This is a genomic window from Puniceicoccus vermicola, from assembly GCF_014230055.1.
Taxonomy (GTDB): Bacteria; Verrucomicrobiota; Verrucomicrobiia; order Opitutales; family Puniceicoccaceae; genus Puniceicoccus; species Puniceicoccus vermicola.
This window is the reverse complement of the sequence record NZ_JACHVA010000009.1, coordinates 1-25730: the sequence shown is the minus strand read 5'-3', so window position 1 is coordinate 25730 and position 25730 is coordinate 1. Positions and strand designations below refer to the sequence as shown.

The window sequence follows — 25730 nt, the reverse complement described above, 5'->3', positions numbered from 1 at the left end:
TTTTGTAAAAAAACCTCTCGTCAGTCCGTGGAAACCCGCGCTACATTGTTGGGCATGGACACCGACACGATTCAAAAGAAGCAGGTTGCCGAAACCCAAAAGGCCCTTGAACACACTCTGGCGGAATTCAATTCCCTCCACACGGGGAAGGCGTCTCCGGCCATGGTCGAAGGGATCGTCATTGAGGTTTCGTCATATGGCTCTTCGATGCCGCTCCGCGATATTGCCGCCATCACCACCCCGGATGCCCGCACGATTCAGATTCAACCGTGGGACAAAACGGTGATCAAGGACGTGGAGAAGGCCTTGCAGAAGGCGAACCTCGGCATCAATCCGGTGGTCGACGGAGCCCTAGTCCGCCTCAACATCCCCGAGCTCAGTAAAGAGCGTCGTCAGGAACTGGTAAAGGTCGCCCACAAGCATGCAGAGGATGGCCGCATCAGTGTGCGTCAGGCTCGCCGCAATGCGATGGACGCTTTGAAGATTGCCGAGAAGGAAGAGAGTCTCTCCGAAGACGACGTGAAGCGCGTGGAAAAGGAGATTCAGAAAACGACCGACGATTTCGTTGAGAAGATCAACGAGGCCGTTACGCACAAGGAAAAGGAGCTCCTCCGGGTCTAAGGATCCGCGAGCGACCCGCACGGAATATGCCCGAGGAATTTCTCGCCCGGTCCTTCCGTAGAATCGTCGTCAAACTCGGCACCGGCATTTTGACGGATGCCGAGGGTGGGGTAGATCGCGCCCGCATCTCCTCCATTTGCCGTGAGGTCGACGATGCCCGGAAAGCCGGCGTCGATGTCTGCGTGGTGAGCTCCGGGGCCGTTGGCCTCGGGATGAAGCACTTGGGGTTTTCACGGCGTCCTACCGATCTGCCGACGTTGCAATCGTGCGCGGCCGTCGGTCAGAGCATTCTGACCCAGACTTGGCAGGAGTGCATGGATCCATTTGGGCACAAGGTGGCTCAGATCCTTCTCACCCGGGAAGATCTCCGGGGCCGTCGCCGTCACGTGGCCGTGAAGGACACGATGGAGCGGTTATTCGCCCTCGGTGTGGTTCCGATCGTCAACGAGAACGACTGCCTCAGCACTGAAGAGATTCGCTTTGGGGACAATGATGTTCTCAGTGCGTTGGTCTCCTCGCTCATCAAGGCCGATCTTCTTTTTATCCTCTCCACGGCTCCGGGTCTCCTGAATCTGGATACCGGAGAATTGCAGCCGGTCATCCGTTCGATCACTCCGGAAATTGAGGCGATGGCCCGCGGAACGAACAGCCCGACTGCGGTCGGCGGGATGGTGACCAAGATACGGGCCGCCCGGATTGCCAATCGCTCCGGGTGCGGCGTGATTATCGGCAGTGGGACCAACCCCAAGCTCCTCCGGCGTTTCTCCGGGACCGACGTTTCCGGGACCCTCTTTCTCCCCGGGGAGGAAACACTGACCTCCCGCAAGCGCTGGCTCGCTTTCTTTGATCGACCCACTGGCTGGATTCAGATCGATGCAGGGGCAACCGAGGCTGTTTGTGAGAAGGGGACGAGTCTACTCGCCAGTGGGGTGACCAGTTGCGGCGGAAAGTTTGAAGAAGGCTCGGTCATTGAAATCCGGGATGAGGACGACCACACCTTCGCCCACGGAGTCATTGCCTACTCTCCCGAGGAGTTGAACCAGGTCTCTGGCCGCCGCTCGGAGGAGCTCCGCGAGCTTCTTCCCGACCGAAAGCAATACGAAGTGGTCCACCGCAACGAGTTGGTGCTTCTGGACGAAGTTCCGCATTTCCAATCTGAATCCGAGAGCGAAACCGAGTCCACATGAAGAAGTCATTTTCCCACATTCTGTTCGATTTGGATGGAACCCTCATCGATCACTTTGAGGCGATTCACGAAGCCTACAACTTTGCCCAGAACACCTTGGGGCTTCCGCCCGCGAGTCTGGAAAAGGTGAAGGCGACGGTGGGCGGCTCGGTTCCGGTGACCATGCGTCGATTGATCGGGGACGATGCCTCTGACGAAACTTACGAGAAGGCGCTGGAATTGTTCGACCAGCGTTTTTCCGAAGTGATGCTGGAGAAAGTTTCCATCCTTCCGGGGGTGCGGGATCTGCTGGAGGCCCTGACTTCGCAGGGAGTCCCGGTCTCGGTATTCACAAATAAAAAAGGGGAGCACGCCCGGGCGGTTCTTGAGCACATTGATCTGGCCCGCTATTTTCAGGCCATCGTCGGTGCGGGAGATACAGCCTTTCGCAAGCCCGAGCCCGAGTTCACCGATCACGTATTGGAAACGGTCGGTTCGGAGGCTGCAGAGACTTTGATGATCGGTGATTCGCCGTTCGACGTCGAGGGGGGCAAAGTGCGAGGCCTTTGGGTCGCGGTTGTGGCGACGGGGAGTCACACGAGTGAGCAGCTTCAGGAAACCCCGGCAGACTGGGTCTTCACCGATATGGCGGCTCTGGGCAGAGAATTGTTTGGCGAGGAAATGGCGGCCGGCCCGTCCTCTCCGTAATGGCCGATCAGCTCAAGGGGACCGTTGAGCGCATCGTCTTCTCGAATGAGGAGAAGCAGTATCTGGTCGCTGAATTTTCACCGGAAGACAGCCGACAGAAGGTGACCGTGACCGGGGTCTTGCCCGGAGTGCAATGCGGCGAATCGTTGATCCTGCGGGGAGAGTGGGTGAGTCACCCGCGGCACGGGAAGCAGTTTCGGGTTTCGGATTTTCAATCGCACCTGCCCTCGTCAGTCCATGGGATCCGAAAGTATCTCGGCAGTGGTCTCATTCCCGGTATTGGGAAGACCTACGCCGCGAAGATCGTCGATCATTTTGGGAAGGAAACCCTCGACGTGATCTCGACGAAATCCTCGCGCTTGCGGGAGGTGCCGGGCATTGGGAAGGAGCGGGCGCGGAAGATTAAAGAAGGCTGGGAGGAGCATCGCACCTTTCGCTCGGTGATGATTTTTCTCCAGACCTACGGCGTGTCGGCGGCGAAATGTCTGCGTCTCGTCAAACGCTACGGAGAGAGCACGGAGAAGATCCTTCGGGCCAACCCTTATCGCCTTGCCGATGAGATCGAGGGCATCGGATTTCGCACGGCCGATCAGATCGCGGTCAATCTCGGCCTACCGAGCGACGGGCCGGACCGCATTATGGCCGCCCTGTCGTATTCGCTCCAGGCGGCATCGGAGGAGGGGCATACCGTTTTGGTCCGGGGAGATCTCCTCGCACGATCTTCCGAAATCCTCGGCCTGCCCGGAGATTCGGTAGAGCCGGTCCTGCAGCGGGCGCTCAAAGATGAGCAACTCGTGGGGATCGAATCGGATACTTTGATTCAACGTCCGGATCTCTTTCGTGCGGAGGCTCGCTTGTCGAAGTCTCTTCTGAATCTGGTCTGGGCCAACTCGGCGCTGCCGAAAATCCAAGTGGAGAAAGCGGTCGAGTGGGCCGCCGAACGTGCAGGCTTCGCCTTTGCCCCCGAGCAGGTCGAAGCATTGAAGACCGCGCTGAAAGGGAGAATGACGATTCTCACTGGCGGTCCTGGGACTGGAAAAACCACGATTCTCAGTGCCCTTGTCTCGATCCTCCAGGCCAAGAAAGTCCGGGTGGGGCTGGCTTCGCCGACAGGCCGTGCCGCCCAGCGGATGAGTGAGGCAACGGGAGCTCCCGCGAAGACGATTCATCGCCTCCTCGAACATGATCATGCCACCGGAGGCTTCGTTCACCACGAGAAGAAGACGCTCCCGTTGGACTTTGTCATCGTCGATGAGGTGAGTATGCTCGATGTGCGTCTGGCCGCATCGCTCTTCGCCGCGATTGCGCCGGGGGCCAGCGTTCTCCTCGTGGGCGATGCGGACCAATTGCCCTCCGTCGGGCCCGGGGATGTCTTGCGCAATCTGATCGAATCCGAGCGCTTCCCGGTCGTTCGGCTCAATCGGGTCTTCCGCCAGGAGGGAGGAAGCCGAATCGTCGATTTGGCCTATCAGGTGTTGGGCGGCAATCCGGCCTTTCCCTTCGCCAAGGGCAACGCACCTGCGCGCCCCGAGATCGATGGGGATGTGCAGTGGGTGCTCGGCGAGGATCCGGATACCTGCCTCGACCGCGTCTTGCGCTTGATGGATTACATCCCCAAGGCCATGCCGGGAATCGATCCAGTGCGTGACATTCAGGTCATCTGTCCCTTGCACAAAGGCACAATCGGAGTGGCCAATCTAAATCAGCGGATCAAGGAGCGTCTCAATGGCCAGCGGGCCGGGGAGGGCGGCTTGTTTGCGGTTGGCGACAAAGTGATCCAGACCCGTAATAACTACGACCTCGGGATTTATAATGGAGACCTCGGCATTGTCCTCCGAACCGATCTGGGCAACGGTGCCTTAGAAATCGATTTCACTGGAAATCGGGTCACGGTGGACAAAGGTCATCTCGGCGACCTCTCATTGGCCTATGCGATCACGGTTCACAAAAGCCAAGGGAGCGAGTACCCGGTTCTCGTCCTCCCCCTCATGAAACAGCACTTCCTTCTCCTGCGAAGAAACCTAGTCTACACCGCCCTGACCCGGGGCAAGCGCGCAGTCTTCTTCGTCGGCGACCCCGATGCCTACGCCATGGCTGTCAGGCAAAGTAACGACCAAAAACGCCTAACCGACCAAGTCCGAAAAATCCGAAACTCCGGATAGAGGGAAGGGCAGGAAAGGAGGAAAATCACAGGCTAGCAGCCTGTGGTACGTTTGAGCGGAAGTGTAGAACAGGCAGCTTGCCTGTTTGCGCGTTTGGCAAGTGCGGTTCGCGTGCGAATGGAAGACACACAGACTGGCAGCCTGTGGTACGAGGCGGATACCGTAAAAGTAGAACAGGCTGCCAGCCTGTTTGCACGTTGGATAAGTGCGTTCCCCTTGCATAAACCGAAGACACACAGGCTAGCAGCATGTGGTACGGGCGGATTCCGCAAAAGTAGAACAGGCTGCCAGCCTGTTTCCCCTCTAGCCATGAAAGGCCGCATCTGCGCTTCAATCTCCCTCCGAAGACGTCAAGCATTCCCCTTCCCGCAAACCGGCTTTGACTGGGTTCTGCCGAATGTATTCCCGGATTCTCCAGAACGCACTGCGATTGCGCACCAAGTGGTCGTAGGTTTCGTCCTGCCAGAAAGGTCCGGAAAGACGAAGGATTTGGTTGATCCGTGTCGCGGTATACGACTTTCAGGTGTGGAGGATCTTTTCGATCTCGGATTGACCCTGAGGTTTGGCGAGAACGTGGACGTGGTTGGGCATCACTACCCAGCGATCAAGGGTGTATCGCTGGTTTTCAAAGTAGTGGAGTGATTCCTCAATCACGGATTGGATTTCGCTGCGTCGCAGCCAGCACGCACCGGAACCCGCATCGAGCAGTTCATCGATTCGGTTGCCGAAGCGATTTCCGTATTCCGCGGCCTCTTCCGCGGTCCAAGGTCTCGGATGTGCCTTCAGCCAGCGCTCCCGTTGGCTTTTCAGTGAAGACAGAACGTGTCGCGGAAGGGAATCGGCGAGACAGTAGGTAAGAAAATACCAAGAGTCTTCCTGCCGCCAATGCGGCAAATTTCGCCGGGAAACAGCAATCTCTTGGCGGGGATTGAAATAGCCGTCGTTAGGTGGAGGTTTTGGAGCGGGAGAGTTTTTGATGGGAGAACACAGGCTGGCAGCCTGTGGTACGTTTGAACGGGAATGTAGAACAGGCAGCTTGCCTGTTCGCGCAGGATCGGTGCACAGGCTAGCTGCCTGTGGTACGTTTGAACGGAAGTGTAGAACAGGCAGCTTGCCTGTTCGCGTAGGATCGGTGCACAGGCTGGCAGCCTGTGGTACGCGCATCCAATCAGAACCGTTTTGAATCCTCATAACCATCGAATCGTAAACATGATTAAGTGAACAAAGGTTCACCTTTGATTCAAGCCCGAACTCCCTTCACCCACCTACGTAGCTCTCCCCATTCAAAAACCTTTTGCCATCTTCCATCGCTTGAGCCTCTTATAGTTATATGAGCGAACCACCCCATTATGAGCTCGCGACCATTGATCTGGTTTTGATCGGCGTTTATTTTCTCGTTGTTCTCGGCATCGGGATTCGGTTGGCGGGGAAGAATCATTCGGCGGAGGATTATTTTTTGGCGGGGCGGGGGATGATCTGGCCGTTGATCGGGGTCTCGCTCTTCGCCTCCAATATTTCCTCGACGACCCTCATTGGCTTGGCCGGCGATGCCTACGACAAGGGAATTTCGGTTTTTAACTATGAGTGGATGGCCTCGGTGGTCTTGGTCATCTTCGCCTTTTTTATTCTTCCGTTCATTCTGCGGTCCCAAGTCTTCACTCTCCCGGAATTCCTGGAGAAGCGTTTTGATGGACGCCTGCGGCTCTACTTTTCAGGGCTGACTCTCTTCCTGAACATCATTGTCGATACGGCCGGAAGCCTGTTCGCGGGAGCCTTGCTGATGAAGCTGGTTTTTCCCGAGCTCGATATTGCGGTGACCATAGCCGTCCTCGCGGTAGTGGCCGGGCTCTATACGATTGCCGGGGGACTGGCGGCAGTCATCTATACCGACGCGCTGCAAACCATTCTCCTCCTCATTGGGGCGGTGGTTATTTCCGTTACCGCCTTCCAGGAGGTGGGTGGATGGTCGGGGATGACCGAGGGCATTGATTCGGCGCAGCTCAGCCTCATCCGTCCTCTCGGAGATCCGGGGGTGCCCTGGCTTGGATTGCTGACCGGGGTGCCGTTGTTGGGATTCTATTTTTGGTGCACGAACCAATTCATGGCCCAGCGCGTTCTGAGCGCAAAAAACGTGAATCACGGACGATGGGGGGTGATTTTTGCCGCCTTTCTCAAACTCCCGGTTCTCTTCCTCATGGTTTTGCCGGGGACGATGGCGATTCATCTTTTTCCCGGTTTGCCGGACCCCAATCTCGTTTATCCGACCTTGATGTTCGAGCTTCTGCCAGCCGGACTTTTGGGGCTGGTGATGGCTGGGTTTGTCGCGGCCTTGATGTCGCAAATCGATTCGACTCTCAATGCGGCTTCAACCTTGGTCACCATGGATTTCGTCCGCCGATGGAAGCCAGACCTCGACGGGGCAACCTTGATGAAGGTCGGTCGCTGGGTGACCGGGGGCTTTATGGTGCTGGCGGCCCTCTGGGCTCCGATGATCGAGAACTTTGCCTCGCTTTTTCAGTACCTCCAGATGGTGCTCTCCTATACCGTTCCGCCGATCGTGGCCGCCTATGTGGCCGGAGCCTTCTGGAAAGGGGCCAATGCGCGCGGCGCCTGGATGGGCGTTCTTTGGGGCACGGGTGCTGGTCTGGTTCTTTTCCTATTCGTGGGAGTGACGGGTTGGATTGATCTGCACTTCCTCTACGTGGGGCCGATCCTCTTTGTCATCTCCATGGCCGTGCTCGTCATCGTGAGTCGCAGCGGCCCACCACCCACAGAAGAAAAACAAGCCCTAGTCTGGACCAAGGAGTTCTACCGGGCCGAGAGTCGGGAGCTGGCCGAGATGCCTTGGTGGCAGAGTTACCGGCTCTGGTCGGTGCTCCTGCTAATTTCCACCGGTGCCCTCGTCTGGGTGTTTGCGTAAATCGGTCAGAATAGAGTGGGAGGGCGACGGTCCTCAGTCGCCGTGTGGAGATTCTTCCCTCAGAGGGGGCACAAAGATTGCCGAAAGGCAGGGTGGGCGCAGCCTAAAGGTCGAATGACATTGGTTTGAGCCGTCTTACGAAGCTTGGTTGCAGATAATAGGACTGAACCTGAACCCCTCCCGCGCCTATCGACAAGCTCAAGGTTTAAACAAGCAGGGGAGGAGTTGAAACCAATCAATATAACTCCCTCCCCTCCTACTCGTAGGAGGGGAGGACCAGCGCCAGCTGGTGGGGAGGTTCAGCAGTTCGGGTTCGTCCTTAATCCAGTGCCATTCGCCTAGAGGCCAGCGCTCTTGGTGGGTTCTTGGTTTTTAGTAGAAGAAATCGGCGAGGGAAGGCTTTTGGTTTTCAGATCAGACCCCCTTCAGTATGCACCGTGAAATATTCTCCGTGAGCTCTGTGCTCTTTGTGAGAGGCAATGGGCAGGATTGGACCCTAGTACTGGGGTTCGATGGGGAGTCCCGGAGGTTTCTCTCTCTCAATTCAGGCATTAAATTAACCAGAGCATGTTTTTCCGGAAATTCGGATTGCTCCGAAACAGTATGTGAGTTCTTTTCTAACCTCAGATTCTTCTGTAAGACCTAGCCTCGGAAGCCCCAATAAATTGCTGAATTTGAACATGGTTGATCTCTTCACTCAGAGAAGGAGATGCCAACTGATATGCAAACGAATGAAATACACCTCTGAGCTAAAGCCCAAGGCGATCAAAGACCTCAAATCAATCCCGCTTAAGGAGCGGGAAAGAATTGTGGGACGCATCGAGCGGATAGAGGACAATCTGGAGGGAGATGTGAAAAAATTGACGAATCACCCCCCGGAATATCGGATGCGCAGTGGCAATTACCGAGTATTATTCGAGATTGAAGAAGGGAAAATTGTGGTCTACCGTGTATTACATCGAAAGGAGGCATATTTATGAGTATTCATCCACAAGTCATTGAAAAAGAAGGCAAAAAGGAATTTGTCGTGCTACCTTATGAGGAGTTTTTGGCGATGAAGGAGAATCTTGAGAATTACGAGGATCTGAAAGATCTGAGAGAAGCCAAGAATTCGGAAGGCGATGCCCCGACGACGCCTCTGAGTGAGATTCGCACTGATCTCCTTGCCGAGTGAGCATCTTTCCAGATGCAGTGACCAAATCCGTTCGCTGCCACTCACTTCGTGATCCTGCATTACGTATGGGAAATTTTAATGGTGAGACGATCGGGACTAAGAATTTGCGGACATAGAGGAGATCCTGAGGTTAAAGCTGCGATTATTCGCTTTGCCAAGTGGCTACGCAAAAATTACGATTTCCCAATTTGGGTTCGCCCTTAATCTAGTGCCAATCGCCTAAAGGTCAGCGCTCCTGGTGAGTTCTTGGTTTTTAGTAGAGGAAATCGGTGAGGTGAGGCCTCCGGTTTCCGGATGGGCCCCATTCGGACATTTCAAGAAAAACCTCTGTGAGCTTTGTGCTCTTTGTGAGAGGCAATGGGTTGGAGTAGACTCGGCCTCGAGAATTTGTTGGAGCGGCCCGAATTTTCCATCTTCCGTCCTCGATCCTCGCATTTTCGAGGTTTGCGCTTGTGCCGTAGTGGGCAGTCAGGTTTTCTTTTTCCTTTTTGCCATGAAGAAGCGCACACACAACTGCGGAGAGCTGAGAAAAGAGGCTGCCGGAAACCAGGTAGTACTCGCCGGCTGGATTGATTCGGTCCGTGACCACGGAGGAGTTCTTTTTGTCGATTTGCGGGACCGCGAAGGGTTGACCCAAGTCGTCGTACACCCGGGAAATCAGACGATTGACGAGGCTCTTGCCCATTTTAAGACCGAGTCCGTCCTCGAGGTGGAAGGGGAGGTCGTCCTCCGCGAGCCGGAAACGATTAACCCGCGGATGAAGACCGGTGAGATTGAGGTCTCGGCGACTTCGGTCGAGCTCTTGAACCGCTCGAAGACCCCGCCGTTCCCCATGGACGATGAGAAGGCGGACAAGGTGAACGAGGACCTGCGCCTGCGTTTTCGCTACATGGACTTGCGCCGTCCGCGCAATCTGGAGGTTCTCCGCTTGCGCCACCGTGCGACGCAGGCCGTGCGCCAATATCTCGACGAAGTTGGATTCCTCGAAATCGAAACTCCCTCTCTTTTTAAGAGTACGCCGGAGGGGGCTCGTGAGTTTTTGGTGCCGAGTCGCCTGAACCCCAATGAGTATTACGCACTCGTTCAGTCTCCGCAGCAGTATAAGCAAATGCTGATGGTGGCCGGCGTGGAGAAGTATTTCCAGATCGCCCGTTGCTTCCGCGACGAGGACCTGCGTGCCGACCGTCAACCCGAGTTCACCCAGATCGACCTCGAGATGTCCTTCATTGACCGTGAGGATATGTATGCCTTGGTCGAAGGCCTGATGAAGCGGGTCTGGAAGGATGCGGTCGGGGTCGATGTTCCGACTCCGTTCCCCCGTCTTTCCTACGATGAGGTCATGAACCGGTTCGGCAGCGATAAGCCCGACACCCGGTTTGACATGGAGATCACCGACTTCTCCGACACCTTCGCCGAGTCCGGCTTCAAGGTGTTTGCCGGCACGATCGCCAATGGTGGGGTCGTCAAGGCTATCAACGCCAAGGGGCTCGCCGATCTGACTCAGGGCGAACTCAAGGGGCTGGAAGAAGCCGCCCGTTCTCTCGGGGCCAAGGGGCTCGCCTTCATCAAGGCGGAGAAAGGGGAGTGGAAGTCACCGATCCTCAAGTTCCTCTCCGAGGAAGAGCAACAGGCTTTGCGCGAGCGCTTGAATGTCGAAGACGGCGACGTCGTCTTCTTTGCCGCTGGCGAATGGGAATCGGCCTGCACGATTCTTGGACGTGTGCGCCTGGATTCGGCCAAGCTGCTTGAAAAGCGCGGAAAGATCACCCGCGATCCGGCGGACTATCGGTTCCTCTGGGTCATCGAGTTTCCGCTCATGCTCTTTGATGAAGAAGCCGGTCGTTACACGGCAGCTCACCATCCGTTTACTTCTCCGGTTCCCGAAGACCTTGAACTTCTCGATTCTGATCCCAAGGCCGTCCGTGGCCAGCACTACGACCTCGTCCTCAATGGGGTGGAGCTCGGCGGAGGGAGCATTCGTATCCACCAACCGGATTTGCAGAAGAAAGTGTTCGAAGACGTTCTCGGCTTGCCGAAGGACGTGGTCCAGGAACGTTTTGGCTACATGCTCGAAGCCTTTTCCTACGGAGCGCCTCCGCACGGGGGGATTGCCTTTGGACTCGACCGCCTTACCGCGATCCTCGCCAACCGCCCGAGTATTCGCGACGTCATCGCCTTCCCGAAGACGCAGAAAGGCCAGGATCTCATGGCTAGCTCGCCGTCTCCGGTCAGCGAGAAACAGCTCCGAGATCTCTTCATTCGCAACGTAGAACCCGTCCGCGACGACGAAAATTCCTAGAATCGGCAAAGTTTCTGAATTATTTGCCTTTGAGAGTTGACCCGACTGTCGAAGGTTTCCGATAACTTAGACCTTTCCCCCCTTCCTCTTCTCGATGAAATTACGAAATCTACTCGTTGCTACTGGCCTATTGGCGTCTGCTTCCGCGGCGTCTGCGGCGGATGGCGCGGTATCTCCTCACGCTTACGAGATCGGCGAAATCTTTGGGATCGCGATTACCAATTCGATGGTGACCAGTTGGGTCATTTCCCTGATCCTCATCCTCGTCATCCGTTTGATGGTTGGAAAAATCTCCCTGGTTCCCTCGAAGGGGCAGGTGGTCATCGAGACTCTTGTCATCGGTGTGCGGGATTTGATCTCTCCGATCGTCGGGAAGAGAATGGTGGGACCGACTTTCTGGCTCCTCGGTGGACTCTTCACCTTTATTCTCATTTCGAATTGGAGCGGACTCCTTCCGGGCGTCGGGACCATCGGTCACGATACGGTCCAGATCCATTTCGACTCGGTTGAACAGCAGAATGCTTTCAACAGCCTCCCCGAAGGTTCTGAGGAGCGGGAGGACATGATCAAAGAATTGCGCAAGGAAGGTCAGGTCCACGATCACTTCCGCTATGTGATTCGTCCGGCCAACGCGGATTTGAACATGACCTTCGCCCTTGCCGCGGTCTCGATGGTGGCGTGGCTTTATTATATCTTCGTTTACGTCGGTCCCAGGGGCGTCGTGAAGGATATTTTCGGGAACAAGGCGGATAAGGAGAATGTTCCGATGCCGGTCTATTATCTCCTGACCATTATCTTTATCGGGGTAGGGTTTATCGAAATCATTTCGATCCTCTTCCGTCCGGTTTCACTGTCTTTCCGTCTCTTCGGGAACATGTTCGGGGGAGAGAACCTGCTCACCAGCATGCACGGGATCTTTGCCTTCCTCCTCCCGATCCCATTCTACTTTCTTGAGGTCATCATTGGATTCGTCCAAGCCCTCGTTTTCACGCTTCTCGTAGCCGTCTACATCGGCCTCATCTGTAACCACGGAGACGAAGAACACGGACATTGATCCTCTCATCACTTTCTCCGGCGGGACCGGTGCCAGAGGTAACCAATCCTCACCGAGTGCCGGGCGTCGGGAAAAACGCTAACTAAAAAACCAAAAATACTATGTTGAACATCCTTGCAGAACTCTCTGGCGATCTTGGAGCCGGCCTCACCGCTGGATTAGGTTGCTTCGCTGCAGCCCTCGGTGTGGGTCTCGTTGGAACGAAGGCGGTTGAAGCCGTCGGCCGTAACCCAGGTGCTGCCACCGCGATCCTCGTGCAGAGCATCATCGGTATGGCGCTCGCTGAGGCGGTTGCCTTCTACTCGTTGTTCCTGTACCAGGGCTAAACTCCCTGTCACACACGATTGAATCGAATTTGACGGTCGGACCTTGCTTCGGCTTCGTCCGGCCGTCATCCCTTTTCCTCTCATGCTCACCCAATTCCTGACTCAGCTCACCCTCGCCGCCGCACCGGCTGTCGAAGGTGAATCCGGTGGACCGATCCAAACGATCGTCCAACACTTCGGCCTGGATACTGGCTTTTTCTTTGGGCAGACGATCAACTTCCTGATCGTCGCTGCGCTGCTTTACTTCCTCGCATTCCGGCCGATCCTGCGCACGGTCTCCGAGCGCCAGACGAAGATCGAAGACGGCCTCCGCTACTCGGAAGAGATGAAGGCGAAGCTCGCTGAAGCCGAAAAGAGTCACGAAGAGACCCTTCGTAAGGCATCGGTTGAAGCACAAAATATTTTGAAGGAAGCCAAGGCCCAGGCTGCGGCCCTCATCGAAACCAAGACCGAGGAAGCCCGCACCAAGGCCGAAGACATCATCCGCCGTGGCGAGGAATCTCTCACCGCCGAGCGCAAGAAGATGCTCGACGAGGTTCACGAAGAAGTGACCCGCTTGGTCGTGGCAACCACCCGCAAGGTGCTGGACCGCGAACTATCCGACGCGGAGAAATCCTCCTTCAGCGATCGCGCCGCCTCCGAACTTACCGAATCTCTCCGATAACTCCGAACGATGCGCAAAAATCCTCGAGCGAGAAAACTGGCGACCCGGTTGTTGGCAATTTGCCGCGATGACGAGGGGCTTTTGTCTGCCGATAAGGTAGGGGAAGTGCTGGCTGCCCTGCACGCCAAGCCGCCGCGGGATTACCGCGACGTTCTCCACTATCTGGCTTTCCTCGCCGAGCGTGAGATTGCCGCATCGACCGCCCGGGTCACTTCGGGGAAGGCGTTGAGCGAAAGCTCGATCGAGAGCATCCGCTCCCGTTTCTCGGCCAAATACGGCCGATCGATTACCGTCGAAAATCATGAAGATCCTTCCATGATCGCCGGAACCCGTGTTCAAGTCGGTGACGACGTTTACGAAATTTCCATTCCATCCAGGCTTGCAGCGGTTGGTAGCTGAGCCCTTGTAAATACCACTCCTTTTCAATTTTTCCCACTTCCCATCATGAGCAGCATTGTCGAACAGATCGAAAAAGAGATTTCCAATCTGGAAACCTCGACTCAGGAGTCGAACGTCGGTTCCGTCCTCTCCACCGCCGACGGCGTGGCCCGCGTAAGCGGCCTCTCGAAGGTGATGTATAACGAGATGATCGAATTCCCCGGCGGAATTTACGGGATCGCGTTGAACTTGGAGGAAGATGAAGTCGGTGCCGTCATCCTCGGGGATGTGGCCAACATCCGTGAAGGGGACACCGTCAAAACGACGGGGCGCCTTCTTTCCGTCCCGGTCGGCAAAGCTCTTCTGGGACGCGTAGTCGACGCCATCGGGAATCCGGTCGACGGCAAGGGCAACATCGAATCTGAAACGACTTATCCGGTTGAGAAGATCGCTCCTGGGATCATCTCCCGTAAGTCGGTTGACCAACCGCTGCAGACCGGGATCATGGCCATTGACTCGATGATTCCGATCGGTCGTGGACAGCGCGAGCTCATCATCGGTGACCGCCAGACCGGGAAGACCACGATCGCCATCGATACCATCATCAATCAGGCGAACATCAACCGCGTGGGAATGGAATCCGGAGATCCCGACTTCCGCCCCGTTTACTCGATTTACGTTGCGGTCGGGCAGAAGAACTCGAACGTGGCCCGCACGATCAATGCCCTTGAAAAGGCTGGCGCTCTTGAGTTCACCACCATCGTTACCGCTCCGGCTGGCGATAACCCTGCCAACCAATACCTCGCTCCTTTCTCGGGCGCGGCAATGGGAGAATACTTCATGCAGAACGGCATGGACGCGCTCATCGTTTATGATGACCTCTCCAAGCACGCCGTGGCTTATCGCCAGATGTCTCTGATTCTGAAGCGCCCCTCCGGTCGTGAAGCGTATCCGGGTGACGTTTTCTACCTCCACAGCCGGCTCCTCGAGCGTTCGGCTCGTCTCGGAGAGAAATACGGAAATGGTTCGTTGACCGCTCTGCCAATCATTGAAACCCAAGCCGGTGACGTTTCGGCTTACATCCCGACCAACGTGATTTCCATCACCGACGGTCAGGTCTTTCTCGAAACGGACCTCTTTAATCAAGGTGTTCGTCCCGCAATTTCGGTCGGTCTGTCCGTTTCCCGTGTGGGATCCGCAGCCCAGATCAAGGCGGCGAAGCAGGTCGCTGGTAAGGTGAAGCTGCAACTCGCCCAGTATCGCGAACTCGCAGCCTTTGCCCAGTTTGGTTCCGACCTCGATGCCAAGACCAAGAGTCAGCTCGACCGCGGTGCCCGCTTGGTGGAAGTCTTTAAACAGCCCGCCTTCTCGCCGAAGCCCATTGAAGTGCAGGTGGCGATCCTCTGGTCGGTGGAGAACGCTTTCTTCGACGACGTCGAGGTCAACAAGGTCCAAGAAGGAACCGCGAGCCTTGAGGAATACCTTACTGATCGGAAGGCCGACGTCCTCACTAAAATCCGCACGGAAGCGAAGCTCACTGACGAGGTGACGGCAGAGCTCAAAGTTGCCGTGGAAGAGTGGAAACGCACTTTCGCTTGAACCTAATCCTCGAGATCGAGAACTAAATCGGTATGGCTAACACGCGCGACATCCGGAACCGGATTAAGAGTGTCAAGAACACCGCCCAGATTACACGGGCGATGCAGCTTGTCGCGGCGTCCAAGATGAAAAAGGCCCAGGACGTGGCCCTCAAAGGTCGTGATTACGGCCGGGGGCTTCTATCCGTTCTGGTCAACCTGTGCTCCCGATTTGAAGAGCAGCAATCCTGGCACCCGTATCTCGAAAATCGGGAAATTAAGCGACGCGGGATTCTCCTCGTCACCTCGGACCGCGGCCTTTGCGGCCCGCTCAATTCGAACCTCTTCCGGAAGATTCTGACTCTGGACGAGACGACTCCGATTCGCTGGTTCAACATCGGGCGGAAAGGGCGCCAATTCCTGACTCGCACGCAACGCGATCTCGCCGCTGATTTTACCGTTTCGGATAACGCCACTTTTGCAGAGGTGCGTCCGATCATCGACGCCATGGATGAACAATTCCGCAAGGGAGAGATCGATACGATCGAGATCCTCGCTCCCCAGTTCATCAACACCTTGGCGCAGGAGCCCCGGCTCACTCCATTGGTTCCCCTGACCAGCCTTCGGGAGTTCATCGCCGAGCACGCAAGTGAGTTCGGAGAACCTTCCAAGGACGATCGGGAAATGCTTTTCGAGCCGAGCCCGGAAGAAGTCGTTTCGACGATTCTCGATCTTTTCATTCGCAAGGCGATCTACCAACGGATCCTCGGCGCGAAGGCCTCCGAGCACAGTGCCCGGATGGTCGCCATGAAGTCGGCTACGGACAACGCTAAGAGCCTCGTCGACGACCTCACTCTCGAATACAACAAGGCCCGTCAGGCCGCCATTACGCAGGAGATTCTCGAAATTTCCGCCGCTACCTTCTTCAATTAAAATTAGTAATCACTGACCCTCCCATGGAAAATATCGGAAAGATCGTGCAAGTGATCGGCCCTGTCGTCGACGTGAAGTTTGACGAAGACAATGTGCCGAAGATTTATCAAGCTCTGTCCACTTCATTCGAAGTGGGTGGCGAAAAACAGAAGGTTGTTCTCGAAGTGCAACAGCACCTCGGAGAAGGAGTGGTCCGAGCAGTTGCTATGTCCTCCACGGAAGGCCTTGTCCGTGGGCTCGACGCAGTCGATACCGGAGACGCCATCACGGTTCCCGTGGGACGTGGAGTTCTCGGTCGCATCTTTAACGTCACCGGTGACCCAGTCGACGAGCGGGGCGAAGTCACTTATACCAAGCGCAGCCCCATCCACCGTCAGCCGCCAGCATTGGTCGACCAAGACGTGGAAGCCAACATTCTCGAAACCGGGATCAAGGTTATCGACCTGATCTGCCCCTTCATTAAGGGGGGTAAAGTGGGTGCCTTCGGGGGTGCCGGTGTGGGTAAGACCGTCGTCATCATGGAGCTCATCAACAACATCGCCAAGGCGCACGGTGGTTTCTCCGTGTTCTGCGGGGTGGGGGAACGCTCTCGTGAGGGGAATGACCTTTACCACGAAATGTCCGATTCGGGGGTTATCGACCAGGAGAACATCGAAAACTCCAAGGTTGCCCTCGTTTACGGTCAGATGAATGAGCCTCCCGGCGCTCGTATGCGCGTCGGTCTGAGTGGTTTGACCATGGCGGAATACTTCCGTGATGAGGAAAATCAGGACGTGTTGCTCTTCGTCGACAACATCTTCCGTTTCTCCCAAGCAGGTTCTGAGGTCTCGGCTCTTCTCGGCCGCGCACCTTCCGCTGTGGGTTACCAGCCAACCCTTTCCGCAGAAATGGGGAACCTGCAGGAGCGAATCACTTCGACCAAGCAAGGTTCGATTACTTCATTCCAGGCGGTTTACGTCCCGGCGGATGACTTGACTGACCCGGCTCCGGCCAACACCTTTGCCCACCTTGACTCGACCATCGTTCTCGAACGTCGGATCGCTGAGCTCGGGATCTACCCGGCTGTCGACCCGCTCGCTTCGACTTCGAACGCGCTCGATCCTTCGATTGTCGGAGAGGAGCACTTCCGCGTTGCCCGTGGGGTGCAGGACGTTCTTCAGCGTTACAAGGACCTGCAGGACATCATTGCCATTCTCGGGATTGATGAGCTTTCCGAAGAAGACAAGAAGACCGTTTTCCGCGCTCGTAAGATCCAGAAGTATCTCTCCCAGCCCTTCCACGTGGCGGAGGTGTTTACCGGATTTGCCGGTAAATATGTTGCCGTCTCGGAGACGATCCGTGGGTTCAAGATGATTCTCGACGGCGAGCTCGATCACCTTTCTGAGAACGATTTCTCCTACAAGGGTTCCATTGACGAGGTCCTCGAGTCTGTCGAGAAGGCCAAGTAAGCTTCGAACGGAAAGTTCCGCATGAAACTGACGATCATTACCCCCGAAAGAACCGCCTTCGACGGCGAGGCCGACTCAGTCGTTCTCAACACGGTTGAAGGGGAGATCGGCATCCTTCCCGGACACCTTCCGCTGGTGACTCTCCTGCGTGCCGGTGATGTTCAAGTCGAGCATCAAGGGCAAAAGCAGTTTCTGGCGGTCGATAAGGGATTTGCTGAAGTGAGCGAAGACAAGATTCGCGTTCTCACCGAGGCGGCCATTGACGTCGAGGAAATCGATCTTGAAGCCGTGAGTAAGGCTGAAGAGCGCGCCCGTCGTTACCTGGCTGAAGCCGAAGGAAAGCCCGATCTCGATCCACACGAGCTGGACCAAATCCAAGGAAGTCTCCGTTTCGCGGTCGCTCAACGATTGGCCAAGGGCCGTCGTTCGCGCTAAACCCGCTTTTTATACTTTCCCGAGAATGTCTCCCTTGTTCGCAGGGGAGGCATTCTTTTTTTGGGGGGGCAGGTTGTTTTAGGATCAGCCTTTCGGCGAGAGGGGAGAATGGGAGATAGAAGATGGGGGATGGGATATGGAGAATGGTAGATTGGAGTTGGGAGATGGGAGTTGCGTTGCCGTCTGGACTGACTGGGTTTTTCTGCTTTTCCCTTCCAAAACTTCCCTCCTGCAAGTAGGAGGGGGGGACCAGCGTCAGCTGGTGGGGAGGTTCCCCCCGAAGGTCTGTACTTACAGTCATAGTTGCTGAATCCAGTGAAGAGCCCGTGTTGCGGTCAGAACCCCTCCGCTTCCGATGGAAGCACCTCCCCTGCAAGCAGGGGAGGAGTTTTAGGTTGGATTGCTCGTCAGGATTTAACAGCTCATCGAAAACTCCCCTCCTACGAGTAGGAGGGGGGGACCAGCGTCAGCTGGTGGGGAGGTTCCCCCCGAAGGTCTGTACTTACAGTCTATAGTTGCTGAATTCAGTGAAGAGCCCGTGTTGCGGTCAGAACCCCTCCGCTTCCGATGGAAGCACTTCCCCTGCAAGCAGGGGAGGAGTTTTAGGTTGGATAGCTCGTCAGGATTTAACAGCCCATCGAAAACTCCCCTCCTACGAGTAGGAGGGGGGGGACCAGCGTCAGCTGGTGGGGAGGTTCCCCCCGAAGGTCTGTACTTACAGTCTATAGTTGCTGAATTCAGTGAAGAGCCCGTGTTGCGGTCAGAACCCCTCCGCTTCCGATGGAAGCACTTCCCCTGCAAGCAGGGGAAGAGTTTTAGGTTGGATAGCTCGTCAGGATTTAACAGCTCATCGAAAACTCCTCTCCTACTCGCAGGCATATCCTTACACACAAGCCTATGGCTCTGGACGGTCTCGAAAACGCACTCCATTTTTGGCATACTCCTACAGGACAACGTTGGTCTAGGAATTTGTGCGTAAGGATGTGCTCGTAGGAGGGGGGGCGCTTCGCGGGGCGGGTTACCCCTCCGGTCAATCCGAACCCCTTGCCATAGTTGCTGAACCACAAGCGTGAGCCGTGTAACAACTAGAACCCTTTCGACTCGGAAGTGAAGCCTACCGCGTGGCGGGGGATATATTCTTGAGGGGTCACCGTATGTTTACACCAGTAACGGCATCGCAGCCTTGTCCGGTGTAATCCCGGTGGCAAAATCGAAAGCTCGCTTACTTCCGTTTCCAGTTTCCGAAATCGTCTTGGATCCACAGGCCACCTTTGGCCATTTCGGCAATCAGGGCGGCGCGTTCGCGGGAGACTTCAAAGAGATCGCTTCCGGTTCGTTCGGCAACGTACGAGTAGAGGATGACCCTATCGCGGTTTTCGGCCTGGATCCACCCGATCTGGGTGCTGTTCAGGGATGAGCGGGCGACGATGTAGCCTTCGTTGCTTTCACCGGTCAGGCCGCGGTTCCAGAGGTTCTCTAGCTCGGGCAGGCGCTCGATGATGCGTTCGCGGGCATCGCGCATGTCCTGAGCGGAGGCCGCCGCGAAAGCGGAGGAGGCGAGGGTGAGGAGAAGAAGAGCGAATGGGAAAATTTTGCGCATGCGAGATGAAATAGGAGGTTATCGAGATTCAAGGAGTTCCGATTTTTCATCGATCGGTTCAAACACCTTGTTCAGTTCACTTTTGATTTCGGAACGCTTGGCCATTTCAGCCCGGTCTGGACCGGGAGCCGTCTCGGGCTCATTGGGTGCCGTGGTGGCGCAAGAGCAAAGGAGAAATAAACTGGCCAGTGAAATGAGGCCAAGAGGGAGGCGAAAGGGGAGAAGTGAGTTGTTTTTACGTTCCATTTTCTAGATGTTATGATCGTTGGCGTTTCCTGTAGGGTTTCAAGGTCCAAATTAGCCTTAATAGACTTCAGATGGGCCCGCATGCTAAGCGCCGCGATGCGTGTCTATGATAAGTAAAATTTCTGCTGAAATCAGTTTGGGTTAAGATTTTTTTCTAGATATATTCCGACTTTATTGCATAATCTCCCCTAAATTCCACTCACTATGGCAAACAAAACACCCGTTATTTTCAACAATACTGTTCTTCGGGATGGTCACCAATCGCTCGCGGCTACCCGGATGCGCACAGAGCAGATGCTGCCCGCCGCCCCGATACTGGATTCTCTCGGATTCGGAGCGCTTGAGACTTGGGGCGGAGCCACAATTGATGCCGGGCTGCGTTTCCTCGGTGAGTTCCCCTTTGACCGCCTCGACGCGGTGAAGAAGGCGGCTCCGAAGACCCCTCACATGATGCTTTTGCGGGGGCAGAACATTGTCCAATACCAGAACTTCCCGGATGATGTCGTCACGGCTTTCGTCAAGAACTCGGCGAAACATGGGATGGATATTTTCCGCATCTTTGACGCCCTGAACGATCCCCGGAACATGCGTTGCGCGATTGAGGCCGCCAAGAGTGCTGGCAAGCAGGCTCATGGGACTATCTGTTACACGACCAGCCCCGTCCATGATGTTGAAGCCTTCATCCGCCTGGGGGAAGAGTTGGCCGATATGGGCTGCGATGCCATTGTCATCAAGGATATGGCGGGTCTGATCCCTCCGCATGTGACCAGTCAGATTGTTTCCGGCCTGAAAAAGCGCCTAAAGATTCCGGTTTGGATTCACACTCACGACACCGCAGGCTTGGGCGCCTCGACCTACATGGCCGCCATTGAGGCAGGCGTCGATGCGGTCGATACTTCGATCGTTCCTTTCGCCAATGGAACGGGGCAGCCCGATACCGTTCGGATGATGGCGCTTCTCGCCGGCTTTGATCGCAAGCCCGACTATGACTCCAAAGAAAAGATGGAGAAGTTGACCGAGCTTCGGAAATATTTCGAAACTGTGTACGGAGAGCTTTCCGACTTCACCGCTCACAAAAATGAGGTCGTTGATAGTGATACGCTGCTCTACCAAGTTCCGGGGGGGATGCTCAGCAACTTCCGCAATCAGCTCAAAGAGCAGAAGATGGAGGACAAGTTCGACGAGGTCTTTGCCGAGATCCCGGTGGTCCGCGAAGCGCTCGGCTGGATTCCCCTTGTCACACCGACGTCTCAGATTGTTGGGGTGCAGGCCATGCTGAACGTTAAATTTGGTCGCTGGAAGAACTTCTCCCCGCAAGCCATGGATATCGCTCTTGGTTACTACGGCCAGACTCCTGCGCCCGTGAATCAGGAGGTTCGGGACTTGGCCGCCAAGAAGACCGGCAAAGACCCGATCACCTGCCGTCCTGCAGATCTGCAGAAGCCACGCATGGAACAGCTCGCCGCCGAACTCCGCGAAAAAGGGTATCCGGACGACGAAGAGCACTGCGTCATCTGGGCCATGTTCCCGCAGGGGATTGAGAACCTTTATAAGAAAAAGGCTGAAGGGGAGGCTCCCGCGGCCGCCGCAAAGCCTGCGGCCGCAGCCGCTCCTCAAGGGGCCGCTCCTGCCCCGGCTACTCCGGTTGGTTCTGGACGGTTCTCCCGCATGAAGGTGGCGATCAACGGCACGAGTCACGACGTGAGCGTCGAAGAGCTTTAGAGAGCGATCGGCTCTTAGTGGGTCGATTTGAAGATTTGGGGGGCATTCGAACCCCCCGCTGACGCGGGTCTTAGATGGAGCGCGGAATTGATTCCGCCCCGTTGGAAAGGTTGCGTTGGAACGGTCTCCTTTTCGGATCCCAAGGTGAGAAAACTGAGCGGCATGCGGAGATGAATCAATTCCGCGCTCCAGCAAAGCCTTTCCCGTACATTCTTATCGAAATTAGATAGATATGCTTAAGGTTATCTTTGGAAGGATGGGAGTCGGAGTACCGAGGGCATCTTAAACCAGACTCCTCCCTTTGCTTGCCACTCGGTCTTGAGATAGGCGAAAGACAAGGAGAGGGGGCCGTCGTTAGGCGTGGGAGGGGATTGCTGTCTTGGGCGAATAAGCTTTATTAATGGACCATCTTTATTTGTATCTTGGTTCCCTTGGCCTGGACGGTGTCAAATTTTAGCATTTTGCTGCCTCTCGGGTTGGCGGCTCTTTGCCTTTTGCAGGTGCGTCGTCACTAAGCAGAAATTTCTCAGTTTCCCGGGACGTCCACGAGCTTCCGCGTCGCCGCCAGAACTTCACCGACCTCAATGGCCTCCATGGTCCCTCCCCCGGTCGGAGAGGCATCGGGAGCCTGAACAATCTCCAAGGGATCATCGAAAACGGGGCGTGTACGAACGGGGTTGGTTGGTCCGAACAGGACCACACCGGGGCAGCCCAAAGCATTGGCCAAGTGCATGCCTCCGGAATCGTTGCCGATGGCGAAACGGCAGTTTCTCACCCGTTCACCGAGCTCGGCCAAGTTCGTCTTTCCGGCGTAATCGGTTAACCGTGGGTTATTGGCTGCGGAGAGAATCTTTTCGGTAATTTCACGGTCTCCCTGGGTGCCGTAGAGTTCGATGTCCGCGGATGGATATTCAGCAAGGAGTTTCTCGACGAGGCTGATCCATTTCTCAGGGGCCCAGCGTTTCTCCGGCGAGTTTTCCGAGCCGGAGAATAGACCGATACGGAAGGAGTCTGGCGAAACGGGGTCGCCGTTCAGCGGTTGGGTATCCGGTTCTTCGAGTAGACCGAAGTGTTGCAGGAAGCGGTTCCAGAGTTCGGTTTGATGGATTGACTGTTCGTCGAGGTCCGCCGGCATCTCCCACGAGTGAGTGAGAAGAGGGCGTGGTTTGCCGGGACGATTGATCCCAAACCTCTGTTCGGCGCGGGTCGTCCACATTTCCTTGTCTCCGCGGAATGAGTTGGTGAAAAGGATGGCCGTATCGGGGTAGTCGTGACGTCTGTCTTTTAAGAGCTTGCGACCTTCAGCATTGCGGCTGTCGGCGGGGAGGCGATCGTCGCAGGGAATTTGAAGAAGATCGATCAGGGATTCAAATTGAGGACGGTAGACGAGGGTGAGTCGGACATCGGGCCGGGCCTTGCGAATCGCCCGAATCAGCGGAGTGAGCATAACGATGTCGCCCAGCCAGTTGGGTAGGCGAAGGTAGAAACGGTCGGCGCGGGAGCGGTCGTCGGGGATTGGGTAGAAGTCGGAGGAGATGCCGCGCTTTTGCTCGAGGCGAAGCCGTTTCTCGGGTTTACGCTGGGTCTTCCACCGACGGTGCATCCAGAGCCAGTTCGTTTCCCAGCCTTCGGAGTTCTGAAGTTTCTCGGTCATCCATTCCGCGAAAAGAACGGAAGGCTCACGGTCGCGATCCTTGGGAGTCCCCATATGGAGGGTTCCGCGGAAGAATCCAGTGCGCTCAATGTAGACGAAAGCGAGTTGAACCGGAAACTTCCGGACCAGAAGATCGGGAAAAGGGGAGAGGGAAGCGGTTCGGCCGCCGACGCGCCCGAGAATGCCGGAATCGCCGGCGCTCTGGTCGGCGAGAATCGCAAGGTGGCCGCAGGCCCGGAGGTGGCCAATTGCCGCTTCGAGTCCGCCGCGACGGGAGAGCAGTTTCAGTCCGCCCCGTTCGCGGGTCTGGCGGATCCAGTCGTCGAGCTTCGGATCATCCATGGGACGGAAGATCGCGGCCGCTTTCTTTTTCTCCAAGCCCAGCATGTTGGGGGTGAAAATGACCATCTCGTTGAGATAGTTGTGGGGGAGGAGGATGAGCATCGGTGAGGTCCCGGCGACTCGGTGGTAGTTTTCCTCAAAGTCCTCTCCGAACTTCAAGCGTTTGTGGATGCTGGTGGAGTCGAACCCGGGCGAGGCGAGGGCGAAGAGACCCATCTCGATTGTCAAAATGCAATTCTTTCGGGCCAGGCGGCGAAGTTCCTTCTCCGAGAGATCCGGATAGATGTGCGCCAAGTTGGACATGACGATCCTCCTCTTCGATTTGAGGAGATAGAGGAACATGCCGAGCCCCAGACAGATCCCCTGAAGGATAAAATCAGGAAGAATGCGAACAAGAAAAGATAAGACTCGGACGAGGAGAAACATTGTCGCTATCCAACCTGAACCCGTCCGCCTCTCCAACCTAAATTTTGACAGTTGGGCATTCGTCGGAGGGGCAGCCTCATTGCACGGTCAGCTTAGGTTCTTCGATCCCCGAGCCAAAGCTGTGAATATTATTCGTTGCCGAATCCCCGGGTGCTCCTCAAATTGAGAAAGTTCGTGCGGATTCTCATTATTAAGCCCTCCTCTTTTGGCGACATCGTTCACGCTCTGCTGGTGGTGGATCGAATTCGAACCCAGATTCCGGATGTGGAGATCGATTGGGTCGCCCGTGATATTTTTGCCGGAATGGTCGAAGCCTCGGGTCTGGCTCGGAAAGTTCTTCGCTTCGAGCGGAGTCCGGGCGGATTTCTTAGAGTCTGTCGGGAAATGCGGAAGGAGATTTACGACGTCACTCTGGACATGCAGGGCTTGGCCCGGAGCGGGATCATGACCTTTTTCTCGCGTTCCAAGATGAAGATCGGGCGCTATGATGCCCGTGAGGGATCGAAGTTTTTCTATCGGGTCAAGGTGCCTATTCCGCCGGGTCCACCGCCATACCACGCGGTAGAGATTCTCCGGCAGTTCCAACGCCCATTAGGCCTCTACGACTTGGATCCGGAAGCTCTGAGTTTTCCAAACAGTCCGAAGCTGCCCGAGGGTCCACCTCCGGGATCTATCCTCTTGTTCCCCGAAAGCCGACGGGCGGAAAAAGAGTGGCAGGGCTTTGCTGACCTTGCTCAATCCCTGGCGAAAAGGTTTCCAGATCGCACGATCGGCTGGCTTGGCACCGGGAAAGAACCGCTGGCGGAAAAGGGAGATTTCCCGGAAACAGTCGTCGACTACCGCGGGAAAGTGCCCTTGGCCTCTCTGCCGTCTGTGATGCGTGAGGCCGCAGTCGTCGTGGCAAACGATAGTGGCCCAATGCATCTCGCCGCCGCCATGGATCGTCACGTCATCGCCGTCTTTGGTCCGACGGACCCCAAACTCTACGGCCCATATCCCTTCGATAAACCAGAGAATGTCTCCATCCGGGGAGAGCAAGGCGATCTCAAGAATGTTTCGGTGGAGGCAGTCGAAGAAGCAGTGCTACGGCTCGTGCTCTAGGCACGGAGGTCCCTTTGGAGTGGTGGCAGGGATTCCCCCGGAACCTTCTTCCTCAAGTTAGACTCATCCCTTGCTTGTTTCAGATCTTGAGCACGTCGAAAGGCATCGGAAGCATTGGCCGATCGGCTCTAATTTCGCAAAGAATGATGCCTTGGGAAAACGATCTGCTTGTCGTCACCCTAACCGTAAATCGTAAAAAGATATCTATATCTCTCGAGTTCCCGGTTCAGCTTATTACTCGGCTAATCAAATAGGTGATAGGCCTGCATATTGGACCGCAGGATGACGGAAGAAGGATTTTACGAGATGTTTTCTGATCCCGAGCAGGAACATTTTCACCTTCACGGTTGCATCGAGTTCGACTTTGTCGGTGAGCCTTTCTTCTGCGGTCACGGTCTGCTTCAAGTAGTTGTTCAGGTATTCGTCCGGGTTGAGCTCGGGGCTGTAGGCTGGAAGGAATACGAGTTCGATGCGATGGGTGTTTTGCTCCAACCACTCCTTGACGGGCTTGCTGTGGTGGACCCGCAGGTTATCGACGATCAGGATGATCTTACGCTTCCTGAACTTAACCAGTTGCCGGAGGAACTTCAGGAAGGTCTCGGAGTTGATCGCCTCCTTCAGCGGCATCCACTGCATTTTTCCTTGGTTGTTGATGGCGCTGATGAGGCTCGAATGGAAACGTTTGGCCGATTGGCGTACGACTGGAGTGACTCCTTTGGGCGAGAAGCTTCTTCGAAAATGGCATTCCGGCTTGATGGCCGTTTCGTCGCCCCAC

General features: G+C 55.9%; 23 protein-coding genes. 18 read left to right on the top strand and 5 right to left on the bottom strand.

Annotated elements, in window-relative coordinates; all coding sequences use genetic code 11:
- Positions 1-27: 27 nt before the first annotated feature.
- From frr to recD2, 4 genes are read left to right on the top strand one after another with little or no spacing between them, the layout of a single operon-like run.
- Entirely contained in the window at positions 28-621 is a 594-nt protein-coding gene (frr, locus tag H5P30_RS00640) for a ribosome recycling factor (protein ID WP_343075419.1), read from the top strand.
- A gap of 26 nt (positions 622-647) precedes the next feature.
- Positions 648-1808 (top strand): glutamate 5-kinase, encoded by a 1161-nt coding sequence (proB, locus tag H5P30_RS00635; RefSeq protein ID WP_185691036.1) that lies wholly within the window; start codon positions 648-650, stop codon positions 1806-1808.
- The gene (locus H5P30_RS00630; RefSeq protein WP_185691035.1) at positions 1805-2494 is read left to right on the top strand and encodes an HAD family hydrolase; all 690 of its coding nucleotides are present in this window, start codon (positions 1805-1807) and stop codon (positions 2492-2494) included. The genes proB and H5P30_RS00630 overlap by 4 nt, the downstream gene beginning before the upstream one ends.
- Positions 2494-4656 carry an SF1B family DNA helicase RecD2 gene (gene recD2, locus H5P30_RS00625; protein WP_185691034.1) on the top strand — a complete coding sequence of 721 codons (2163 nt, stop codon included), beginning with the start codon at positions 2494-2496 and terminating at the stop codon, positions 4654-4656. The genes H5P30_RS00630 and recD2 overlap by 1 nt, the downstream gene beginning before the upstream one ends.
- Positions 4657-5175: 519 nt before the next feature.
- On the opposite strand, the gene H5P30_RS00620 is transcribed toward recD2, so the two are convergent.
- Positions 5176-5550: a hypothetical protein gene (locus H5P30_RS00620; protein WP_185691033.1), complete on the bottom strand. Its 375-nt coding sequence runs from the start codon at positions 5548-5550 to the stop codon at positions 5176-5178.
- A gap of 436 nt (positions 5551-5986) precedes the next feature.
- On the opposite strand from H5P30_RS00620, the gene H5P30_RS00615 reads away from it, so the two are divergent.
- From H5P30_RS00615 to atpC, 12 genes are all read left to right on the top strand, one after another.
- Positions 5987-7576, top strand: coding sequence for a sodium:solute symporter (locus tag H5P30_RS00615; RefSeq protein ID WP_185691032.1), 1590 nt, complete (start codon positions 5987-5989; stop codon positions 7574-7576).
- Between the two features lie 731 nt (positions 7577-8307).
- Positions 8308-8556: a type II toxin-antitoxin system RelE family toxin gene (locus tag H5P30_RS00610; RefSeq protein WP_185691031.1), complete on the top strand. Its 249-nt coding sequence runs from the start codon at positions 8308-8310 to the stop codon at positions 8554-8556.
- Positions 8553-8750 (top strand): type II toxin-antitoxin system Phd/YefM family antitoxin, encoded by a 198-nt coding sequence (locus tag H5P30_RS00605; RefSeq protein ID WP_185691030.1) that lies wholly within the window; start codon positions 8553-8555, stop codon positions 8748-8750. The genes H5P30_RS00610 and H5P30_RS00605 overlap by 4 nt, the downstream gene beginning before the upstream one ends.
- A 493-nt stretch (positions 8751-9243) precedes the next feature.
- Complete coding sequence (gene aspS, locus H5P30_RS00600) at positions 9244-11049, top strand: aspartate--tRNA ligase (RefSeq protein WP_185691029.1); 1806 nt, start codon at positions 9244-9246, stop codon at positions 11047-11049.
- Positions 11050-11143: 94 nt separating this feature from the next.
- Positions 11144-12103, top strand: coding sequence for a F0F1 ATP synthase subunit A (gene atpB, locus H5P30_RS00595; RefSeq protein ID WP_185691028.1), 960 nt, complete (start codon positions 11144-11146; stop codon positions 12101-12103).
- A gap of 101 nt (positions 12104-12204) precedes the next feature.
- A complete protein-coding gene (locus H5P30_RS00590; RefSeq protein WP_185691027.1) occupies positions 12205-12429 on the top strand; it encodes an ATP synthase F0 subunit C in 225 nt (74 codons plus the stop codon).
- Positions 12430-12511: 82 nt separating this feature from the next.
- Positions 12512-13093 (top strand): F0F1 ATP synthase subunit B, encoded by a 582-nt coding sequence (atpF, locus tag H5P30_RS00585; protein ID WP_185691026.1) that lies wholly within the window; start codon positions 12512-12514, stop codon positions 13091-13093.
- A gap of 9 nt (positions 13094-13102) precedes the next feature.
- Positions 13103-13492 (top strand): F0F1 ATP synthase subunit delta, encoded by a 390-nt coding sequence (locus H5P30_RS00580; protein WP_185691025.1) that lies wholly within the window; start codon positions 13103-13105, stop codon positions 13490-13492.
- A 45-nt stretch (positions 13493-13537) separates the two neighbouring features.
- Entirely contained in the window at positions 13538-15070 is a 1533-nt protein-coding gene (gene atpA, locus H5P30_RS00575; protein WP_185691024.1) for a F0F1 ATP synthase subunit alpha, read from the top strand.
- 32 nt (positions 15071-15102) lie between these two features.
- The gene (gene atpG, locus H5P30_RS00570; protein ID WP_185691023.1) at positions 15103-15981 is read left to right on the top strand and encodes an ATP synthase F1 subunit gamma; all 879 of its coding nucleotides are present in this window, start codon (positions 15103-15105) and stop codon (positions 15979-15981) included.
- Positions 15982-16004: 23 nt separating this feature from the next.
- Positions 16005-17429: a F0F1 ATP synthase subunit beta gene (atpD, locus tag H5P30_RS00565; protein ID WP_185691022.1), complete on the top strand. Its 1425-nt coding sequence runs from the start codon at positions 16005-16007 to the stop codon at positions 17427-17429.
- Positions 17430-17450: 21 nt separating this feature from the next.
- The gene (atpC, locus tag H5P30_RS00560) at positions 17451-17864 is read left to right on the top strand and encodes an ATP synthase F1 subunit epsilon (RefSeq protein WP_185691021.1); all 414 of its coding nucleotides are present in this window, start codon (positions 17451-17453) and stop codon (positions 17862-17864) included.
- A 1222-nt stretch (positions 17865-19086) separates the two neighbouring features.
- Here atpC and H5P30_RS00555 read toward each other — a convergent pair.
- Complete coding sequence (locus H5P30_RS00555) at positions 19087-19464, bottom strand: DUF1318 domain-containing protein (protein ID WP_185691020.1); 378 nt, start codon at positions 19462-19464, stop codon at positions 19087-19089.
- 18 nt (positions 19465-19482) lie between these two features.
- Positions 19483-19710 carry a hypothetical protein gene (locus H5P30_RS00550; RefSeq protein WP_185691019.1) on the bottom strand — a complete coding sequence of 76 codons (228 nt, stop codon included), beginning with the start codon at positions 19708-19710 and terminating at the stop codon, positions 19483-19485.
- 204 nt (positions 19711-19914) lie between these two features.
- Between H5P30_RS00550 and H5P30_RS00545 the strand changes: the two genes are divergently transcribed.
- A complete protein-coding gene (locus H5P30_RS00545; RefSeq protein ID WP_185691018.1) occupies positions 19915-21432 on the top strand; it encodes a pyruvate carboxylase subunit B in 1518 nt (505 codons plus the stop codon).
- Positions 21433-21958: 526 nt separating this feature from the next.
- Here H5P30_RS00545 and H5P30_RS00540 read toward each other — a convergent pair.
- Positions 21959-23890, bottom strand: a complete 1932-nt coding sequence (locus H5P30_RS00540; protein ID WP_281387959.1) for an LpxL/LpxP family acyltransferase — start codon at positions 23888-23890, stop codon at positions 21959-21961.
- A 138-nt stretch (positions 23891-24028) separates the two neighbouring features.
- Here H5P30_RS00540 and H5P30_RS00535 point away from each other — a divergent pair, with 138 nt between their 5' ends.
- The gene (locus tag H5P30_RS00535) at positions 24029-24955 is read left to right on the top strand and encodes a glycosyltransferase family 9 protein (RefSeq protein WP_185691016.1); all 927 of its coding nucleotides are present in this window, start codon (positions 24029-24031) and stop codon (positions 24953-24955) included.
- 246 nt (positions 24956-25201) lie between these two features.
- Here H5P30_RS00535 and H5P30_RS00530 read toward each other — a convergent pair.
- Positions 25202-25730: IS630 family transposase (locus H5P30_RS00530; RefSeq protein ID WP_185690989.1), on the bottom strand; the 529-nt coding region annotated here is incomplete at its 5' end.